The sequence below is a fragment of the Paraburkholderia sp. CI2 genome (assembly GCF_014201055.1).
In the GTDB taxonomy this organism is placed as follows: Bacteria; Pseudomonadota; Gammaproteobacteria; order Burkholderiales; family Burkholderiaceae; genus Paraburkholderia; species Paraburkholderia tuberum.
The window spans coordinates 239,671-247,187 of sequence record NZ_JACHDL010000009.1 but is presented as its reverse complement, the minus strand read 5'-3'; the positions used below and the strand labels follow the sequence as shown (position 1 = coordinate 247,187).

8 protein-coding genes are annotated in these 7,517 nt (G+C 62.0%); 3 read left to right on the top strand and 5 right to left on the bottom strand.

Features of this window, described 5'->3' with window-relative positions; translation table 11 throughout:
• Nucleotides 1-522 (top strand): glycosyl hydrolase (locus HDG32_RS15590; protein WP_221307745.1); only part of this gene is annotated, 522 nt, incomplete at its 5' end.
• A gap of 310 nt (nt 523-832) precedes the next feature.
• Here HDG32_RS15590 and HDG32_RS15585 read toward each other — a convergent pair.
• From HDG32_RS15585 to HDG32_RS15575, 3 genes are all read right to left on the bottom strand, one after another.
• Entirely contained in the window at nt 833-1,012 is a 180-nt protein-coding gene (locus HDG32_RS15585; protein ID WP_184068562.1) for a hypothetical protein, read from the bottom strand.
• Nucleotides 1,013-1,145: 133 nt separating this feature from the next.
• Nucleotides 1,146-1,931: a hypothetical protein gene (locus HDG32_RS15580; protein WP_184068515.1), complete on the bottom strand. Its 786-nt coding sequence runs from the start codon at nt 1,929-1,931 to the stop codon at nt 1,146-1,148.
• A 139-nt stretch (nt 1,932-2,070) separates the two neighbouring features.
• Nucleotides 2,071-2,943 carry an endonuclease/exonuclease/phosphatase family protein gene (locus HDG32_RS15575; protein WP_184068512.1) on the bottom strand — a complete coding sequence of 291 codons (873 nt, stop codon included), beginning with the start codon at nt 2,941-2,943 and terminating at the stop codon, nt 2,071-2,073.
• Between the two features lie 247 nt (nt 2,944-3,190).
• On the opposite strand from HDG32_RS15575, the gene HDG32_RS15570 reads away from it, so the two are divergent.
• The gene (locus HDG32_RS15570) at nt 3,191-3,883 is read left to right on the top strand and encodes a phosphatase PAP2 family protein (protein WP_184068509.1); all 693 of its coding nucleotides are present in this window, start codon (nt 3,191-3,193) and stop codon (nt 3,881-3,883) included.
• 62 nt (nt 3,884-3,945) lie between these two features.
• On the opposite strand, the gene HDG32_RS15565 is transcribed toward HDG32_RS15570, so the two are convergent.
• Nucleotides 3,946-4,845, bottom strand: a complete 900-nt coding sequence (locus tag HDG32_RS15565) for an SDR family oxidoreductase (RefSeq protein ID WP_184068506.1) — start codon at nt 4,843-4,845, stop codon at nt 3,946-3,948.
• A gap of 104 nt (nt 4,846-4,949) precedes the next feature.
• On the opposite strand from HDG32_RS15565, the gene HDG32_RS15560 reads away from it, so the two are divergent.
• Nucleotides 4,950-5,807, top strand: a complete 858-nt coding sequence (locus HDG32_RS15560; protein ID WP_184068503.1) for a helix-turn-helix domain-containing protein — start codon at nt 4,950-4,952, stop codon at nt 5,805-5,807.
• Between the two features lie 74 nt (nt 5,808-5,881).
• On the opposite strand, the gene HDG32_RS15555 is transcribed toward HDG32_RS15560, so the two are convergent.
• On the bottom strand, nt 5,882-7,495 hold the full coding sequence (locus HDG32_RS15555) for an alpha-amylase family glycosyl hydrolase (RefSeq protein ID WP_184068500.1): 1,614 nt from the start codon (nt 7,493-7,495) through the stop codon (nt 5,882-5,884).
• Nucleotides 7,496-7,517: the final 22 nt, after the last annotated feature.

Sequence of the window (7,517 nt, the reverse complement as noted above, 5' to 3'; positions counted from 1 at the left end):
TACAACTCGGCGTACCCGAATAACGGCTGGAAACCGCCCGCGGGCAGCGAGCTGATCCAGGCGACCGACTACATCAAGGCAATGGGTAACAACACGAAGAGTGCTTCCAGCCCGTTGAACACCACGATCGATGTCGTCGACGTTCACCCCTACTTCGGCAGCGCCGAATACGACATGATGGTGCAGGCATTCATGACCACGGTGTCGAACCTCGTCAGCAGTGGCGCGAAGCCGATCTGGCTGACCGAGACCAACAATGGCACCAACGGTACGGACGCCGGACAAACGGCCGCATTCAACCAGTTGAAGGTTCTGATGAACAACGGTTCGGTGGCAAAGGCGTTCTGGTATGTCGTGCGTAACGGCGATCCGAGCAATGGCGAAGGCGACGGCTATTCGATCTACGACTACAACCGTAACCTGATTCGTCCGCAGCTTGCCGCCGCGATTCAGGCCTACACGGCGACCATTCCGCGTTCGCAACGCTTCCTGTCCGGCTCTTACCTGACTGCGATCAAGTAAGCCTGCCTGCTGTAACCCATGAATGAACGGAGCGCCGACTATGGCGCTCCTTCGTTTTTCCGTTTTGGCCGGGTTGACAGGACCGCATCCAGTTTGAGCGCGCAGCGAAATTCCCGAGGCCGAGCTTCGCGAGGATGAACTGGCACTGTGCCAATGCGTTGCGTCAAACTCGTCGCTGCCGTAATCGAAGGAGCAGACACGGCAAACAACGCGGCGCCACCCGAGAGTCGAGAAACGCCCGATCCTGATACGCCGTGCGTCCGGACGCGCACGCCAGCCGGCATATTCGCCCGACAGCGGACGAGTCCGCTCAGCGGCGTGCCTTTCTGCTTTTCTTCGGTTTCGGTGGGGTGAGTGCGGCGCTCCAGAATGCGGAGGTCGCGCGTTTGGCTGCCGCTGTCGTTCTTACCCGCGCTGAGTTGGCGACGGTATTGGCGCCGCTTAACCACATGCTCAGGAACGGGTTCTTCTTCGTCCACGGATTCTTCATGTCGGCCTCGATTGAACGGACGTCGAGCGGGCGCGCCACCGATAGGTCGACGCGCTCGTTCTGCGCGTCGGTGTCGCGGCGAAAGCGGGCACGCAATGGCTATTCCCGAACATTCGTAGCCTCTTCGCGCCATCTACCGCATCGCTCGCCCAGCAGGACGTTGCGGTAAGAAAATCACGCAGAGCGCCATGAACGAACACAGAATCACCGACGCATAGAGTCGGCTGATCTCGAGCCCACCTTGGGAAATGGGTTTGTCGAGCAGGTCCCCCAAGGTCGCGCCGAGCGGACGCGTCAGGATGAACGCCGCCCAGAATATAGCGGTCCGTGACAGCCGCGACCAGTAATAAAGCGCACCGACGATCAGCAGCCCCCCACCGAAGATCAAAGCGCCGTACTCATAGCCAAGCCCCAGACCGCCTCGGTCCGATCCCGCCACCCAATCGCCCAAGGCCGTACCCAGTGTCTGCGAAAAGAGGATCGTCACCCAATAGAACCACTCGGCTTTGGGCGTGGTTACGCTCTGCACCGCCACCGTACCTTCCGATTTGTACCAGACGCCCACGCTCGCAAGCAGAAGCGCGAAGACGATGACTACACCGCCCGGATAGCCGACTCCCACCGAACGATCGAAGAAGTCGGCCAGCGTGGTACCGAGCGTGGTCGTTGCAACGATGGTCGCCCAATAGAGCGAGGCATTGAACCGCTCCGCCCTGATCTGCCCTGCGACCAGCCCAATAAAAATAACCGCAAAAATCGCGGTGCCGATCAGATAACCCAATTTGAGCGACATGGTCACCCAATCGCCGCCCGTTTCGCCAAGCGTCGTGGCGGCGATTTTGATGATCCAGAAGCCCAGCGTGATCTGCGGGACTTTACTGACTGCATGCGCGCGAGTTTGCGACGGGTTGCTATTCATGTGACGTGCTCACTATTCTCATGGCTTGAACATAGGCTCAACCATCGCAGAGCAACCCTTAACAGCACCTTAAGCATCCCGCCGAATCACGCGGTCAGATTTTCCTGCGCCAATAACGGGGCGGTAACGCCGAGTCCCTTCAACGCAGTTCCAGCCACATCGGCTGATGATCGGACGAGCGGCTGTGCTGATCGACATCGCACGATGCAATGCGTGCGCTCAGGTCTTCCGTGACGAAAACGAAATCGCACGCGAATGGTCCGTCGGGCCATTGCTCGCGATCGTATAGGCCGACCGTCGCGGCACGCGGCTCGCCTGGGTGCGCGCGGGCCCACGCATCGACGAACGCCGGAGCGTCGGTGATCGGTTCGAGCATTCGGCAAAAGGCGGTGTCTTCGAGTGCGCTGTTGAAGTCTCCGCACAAAATCGCGCTGACCGGGCGCGCCGTATCGGCAAACGGACTGTCCGGCTTTTCGCCACGCGCGGGAGCGCGCGCGTGAGCGCACGCCTCCTGATGCAACTCGCGCAGTCTTGCCACTTGTGCGAGCCGCTGTTTCTCCGAATAGAACTCGAGGTGCGTGCTGATGACTCGGAGCGGAGCGACGTCGGCTTCGAGCACCGCTTCGAGCGCGACGCGCAGCATCGACGGCTTGGCGGGGTCCGCGGGCCACGGCAGAGAATGGCGCAGCACCTGACGAACCGGCAAACGGGTCACGATGGCATTGCCGAACTGCCGCCGATGACGGCTCGCGCCCAACGAGGGCAGATCGGAGCCGATCGCATCGAGCACGGTCATCTCCGGGAGCAGAGCGGCAAGTTCGGCGAACTGATCGGACGATGGCGCGCCTTTCAGTCCGCCGGCCGCCGGTTCTTCGTTGAAGCCGCGCGTGACTTCCTGCAGACACAGGACGTCGAAGTCGCACAACGCACGTGCTTCCCGCACGATCCGTCCGAGGTCGACGCGGCCGTCGACGCCGCATCCCCACTGAATGTTCCAGTCGACCAGTTTCATGACGGCCTCCTTGAAAGATCCGGCTACAGTGTATCGCCGCATCCTGCGCGGTGACTCAGCGCTGGACAGGACGAGCGCATTTCAATCACACGCCTCCCCTTGTTATGAGCGTCCACAGGGTCACTGAAAGTTAGCGATGAAATTGCGCGGTAAAAATTGTCAGTGAAAGTAAGCGCCAAAAAATGCCGTGCATGCGATGAATTATGCTGACCCTCATCCGCGACCGGCTCAATTTCTTTAGAAAACAATGAATAGCTTCGATTTGTCCATCGAAACATATCTGTCCAACATACACTTCGGCCATTTCGCGACTCTATCCATCCAGGCCATCGACAACCTGTACACCTTCAAAGGCCTCGTACTCATTCCCGTGCTGTGGTGGATGTGGTTTCAGCAAGACGAGTGCCGCGAATGGCGGCGAGAAATGGTTCTCGCGACGCTTGTCAGCGGCATCGTGGCGCTCGTCGTCGGAAGACTGCTGACTCACTGGTTGCCATTCAGGGTGCGCCCCGTCTACGACACCGAACTGCATCTGCGCTTTGCCAGCGGCGAAATCAAGGACGCAGTGCTGACCAACTGGAGTTCCTTCCCGAGCGATCACGCGATGCTATGGATGGCGGTCGCCACCGGCATCTTCCTGATGTCGCGGCGCGTCGGCGTGCTGGCGCTTCTCTATACTGCGCTGTTCATTTGCCTTCCGCGCGCCTATCTCGGCTTTCACTATCCGACCGATTTGCTGGTGGGCACCGCGGTGGGAATCGTGATTACATCGGTGATGACGCGGGATGCGATCCGCGTACGCTACGCGACGCCGGTGCTGCTATGGACCGAACGCCACCCGGCGCCCGCAGCGACGCTGGCCTTTATTCTGTGCCTCCAGCTCGTCACGCAGTTCGACGAATTGCGCAAGCTGGCGAGTGGCGTAATGAAACACCTATGATGGCGGCGATGGTTGCTCCAGGTTTGTTCTCGTGCGACGGCGGCTGACAGCGACAGCGAAAGCTACGCGGACACCTGAACGTAGCGCGCTTCGTTCAGATCCGCGAGAAGCGTCGGACCTGTCGGTCGCCAGCCCAAACGCGCCTGCGTCTGCGCGCTCGATGCCGGCATATCGAGCGCGGCGAACATCGCCATCCATCCGAAGTACGCCTGCGCCTCGCCGCGCGCGATCGAGACGACCGGCAACTTCAGGCCGCGTCCGAGCGCCTCGACGATCTCGCGGGCGCTAACGCCTTCTTCGCCGACCGCGTGATAGCGCGCACCGCGTTCGCCCCTCTCGATCGCGAGCCGGTACAGCCGCACGACATCCGACAGATGCCCCGCCGGCCAGCGGTTGCGTCCCTCCTCCACATATGCGCACACGCCTTTGTCCCGCGCGATCTGGATGAGCGGCGTGATGAGGCCTTGCCGGTACGGGTTATGCACTTGCGGCAAGCGCATCACCGACACGTTGACGCCCGCCTCCAGCTGCACGTTGCCGGCCAGCTCCGAGCCGATGCGTGGGTTCGGGTGACTGGTGTTGAACACGTCTTCGGTGGCCGGCTGCCCGTTATCGCGGCTGCCGACGCCCGTGCCCGACGTGATCAGAAGCGGCCGATCCGAGCCGGCCAGCGCCGTGCCCAGTGCAGCGATAGCACGCTTGTCCTTCTCGCAGTTCTCCACGAAGTGCGAGAAATCGTGGTCGAAAGCAAGGTGTATGACGGCGTCCGCCTTCGCGGCGCCGCTGCGCAGGCTGTCGGTGTCTTCGAGCGTGCCGCGATGGACCTCCGCACCGGCTGCGCTGAGAGCCTGCGCGCCCTGATCGGACCGGGTCATGCCGATGACCTGATGCCCGGCTTCGATAAGTTCGGGCACCAAAGCCGAGCCGATAAACCCGGTTGCGCCCGTCAGAAAGATTCGCATGGTCAAGTCTCCAGAATAGCCGCCGACGCACTATGCGATCATTCACTATGCTATTGAAGTAGTGAGCTTATCCCGGTAAAGCGACTAACAGGTTAATCATCCCAGTGAACACCGCCCAAACCCTCGGGGACTTTCTGCGCAGTCGCCGCACGCGGCTCGATCCGGCCAGCTTCGGCTTCTCGGGCCGCAGGCGTACGCCCGGATTGCGCCGGGAAGAAGTGGCGCAGCGCGCGAATATCAGCTCGACGTGGTACACGTGGCTCGAGCAGGGCCGCGGCGGCGCGCCGTCCGCCGCGGTGCTCGAGCGGATCTGCGCGGCGCTGATGCTGACGAATACCGAGCGCGAACATCTTTTTATGCTGGGCCTCGGGCGCCCCCCGGAAGTGCGCTACCCGTCCACCGACGCAGTGGACCCGCGCTTGCAGCGCGTGCTCGATTCACTCGATGCCAGCCCGTCGATCATCAAGACCGCGACGTGGGACGTCGTCGCGTGGAATCGCGCCGCAGCCGTGGTGCTGACCGACTACAGCGCGCTGCCGCCGGGCCAGCGCAACATCCTGCGCTTCCTGTTCGGCGATCCGGCCGTCCGGGCAAAACAGCACGACTGGGAGAGTGTCGCGCGCTTCGTCGTGGGGACGTTCCGAGCGGACGTTGCTCGCGCGAGGCTCGCTTCCGAGGTGGGCGATCTGGTCGACGATCTGTGTCGCGCGAGCCCGGACTTCGAACGCATGTGGCGCGAAAACCAGGTATTCGGCCACAGCGAAGGACAGCACGTTAAGCGCCTGCTGCATCCTGCGTTCGGGACCATCGAAATGGAGTATTCGCTGTTCGCCGTCGATGGTCGGCCAGACCTGAGCATGCTCGTGTACACGCCGCTCGACGCGCGAATCGCGGCGCGCATCCGCAGTACCGTTTCATCGATCGATGAGAGTGCCAGCGCCGCGCCTTTGACCGCTGCGTGATCGGCTTTGACGCTCGAGCGCGAACGCGGCCGCCGGATCGCACTCGGGCGACTCCGCAATTGCTCGTGGAACGACTACCGAACTGCATCGTTCGGCCCATTAATTGGCCGCACGGCATCGCACACGATGACCGCCTCGCTGGCGGCAAGCAAATTGGCGCCCTGCACGAAGGTTTCGCCGATGCGCGTACTCACCGTCGATAGCAACACCATGCCCGGGCGCGACTGCACGGTGGCATCTTCGACGCCCATGTTCAGCGCGATGAAAAGGCGTTGATTGCCGTATCGCCGCTCATAGGTCAGCACGTCGCCGTCAGCAACGACGTTCTCGATCGTGCCCCGCACGAGCGCGGCGTTGCTGCGGCGCAGGCTCAGCAGGCGCCGATAGAGCGACAACATGCTCGACATGTCGCCGTCCTGTTCGCGCACGCTCGTCGCCGTCGCTATCGGCAACCACGGTTTGCCGTCCGTAAAGCCCGCATTCGCCAGCGAGCCATCCCATTGCATAGGCGTGCGCTCGGGATCGCGCCCTTGGCAAATGCCCGGTTGCCGGAGTTCCGCCGGGTCCTGGATCTCATCTGACGCGATATAGCCATCCGTCATGCCGATCTCATCGCCGTAGTAGAGCGTCGGCGTCCCTCGGAGCGTCAACAGCAGCACAGCGGCCACCCGCGCCTGCGCCGCGCCGACGCGCGATGCAACGCGCGGATTGTCGTGGTTTCCGAGCACCCAGTTCGGCCACCCGTATTCGGGCAACGCGATGTCGTAATCCCGGATCATGCGGGCGATGTTCTGCGCGTCCCATCTCGCGTTGAGCAGCTGGAAATTGAACGGCATGTGCACACCTTCGCCGTTCACGCCGTAATACTTCACCAGTTGCGGGACAGTCAGATAGATTTCGCCGATCAGCACGCGCTCGCCGTACTCGTCCAGTGTGGCTCGCATCGAGCGGACGATTTCATGCACTTCCGGCTGATCCTCCGTGTAACTTTGCAAGAACCGATGATGTTCCGGCTCGCCGGGCCGATAGCCGGGATTGGGCGGATTGTCGCGAAACCGCGCGTCCTTGATCAACAGCCACAGCACGTCCACGCGGAAGCCGTCCACGCCGCGATCCAGCCAGAATCGCGGCACTTGATCCATCGCGCGGCGTACTTGCGGGTTTCTCCAGTTCAGATCAGGCTGCTCGCGCAGAAACGCGTGATAGTAGTACTGTCCCGTCACCTCGTCCCACTCCCACGCCGAGCCTCCCATGCGGCTCAACCAATTGTTCGGCGGCCCGCCATCGGGCGCGGGATCGCGCCACAGATACCAGTCCCGTTTCGGATCGTCCCGTGACGAGCGGCTTTCCTCGAACCACGGATGCCGGCTCGACGAATGATTCGGCACGAAATCGAGCAGCACCTTGAGCCCAAGCCGATGTGCGTGGCCCATCAATTGCTGGAACCCGTCCAGAGTGCCGAATATCGGATCGACGTTGCAGTAGTCCGCGACGTCATAGCCAAAGTCGGCCATGGGCGACGGGTAGATGGGGGAGATCCACACCGCATCGACGCCTAGCGCCGCGACATATTCAAGCCGCGCGCTGATGCCGGGTAGATCGCCGATGCCATCGCCGTTACTGTCCTGAAACGAGCGCGGATAGATCTGATAGATCACGCCGCGTTGCCACCACGCAAGCTCCGACATTGCAATTCCTCTTGGCGATCGA

Excerpts from the sequence above, each read along its gene's own strand:
- HDG32_RS15585 (WP_184068562.1), bottom strand. The coding sequence starts at position 1,012 with ATGAAGAATCCGTGGACGAAGAAGAACCCGTTCCTGAGCATGTGGTTA.
- HDG32_RS15580 (WP_184068515.1), bottom strand. The coding sequence starts at position 1,931 with ATGAATAGCAACCCGTCGCAAACTCGCGCGCATGCAGTCAGTAAAGTC.
- HDG32_RS15575 (WP_184068512.1), bottom strand. The coding sequence starts at position 2,943 with ATGAAACTGGTCGACTGGAACATTCAGTGGGGATGCGGCGTCGACGGC.
- HDG32_RS15570 (WP_184068509.1), top strand. The coding sequence starts at position 3,191 with ATGAATAGCTTCGATTTGTCCATCGAAACATATCTGTCCAACATACAC.
- HDG32_RS15565 (WP_184068506.1), bottom strand. The coding sequence starts at position 4,845 with ATGCGAATCTTTCTGACGGGCGCAACCGGGTTTATCGGCTCGGCTTTG.
- HDG32_RS15555 (WP_184068500.1), bottom strand. The coding sequence starts at position 7,495 with ATGTCGGAGCTTGCGTGGTGGCAACGCGGCGTGATCTATCAGATCTAT.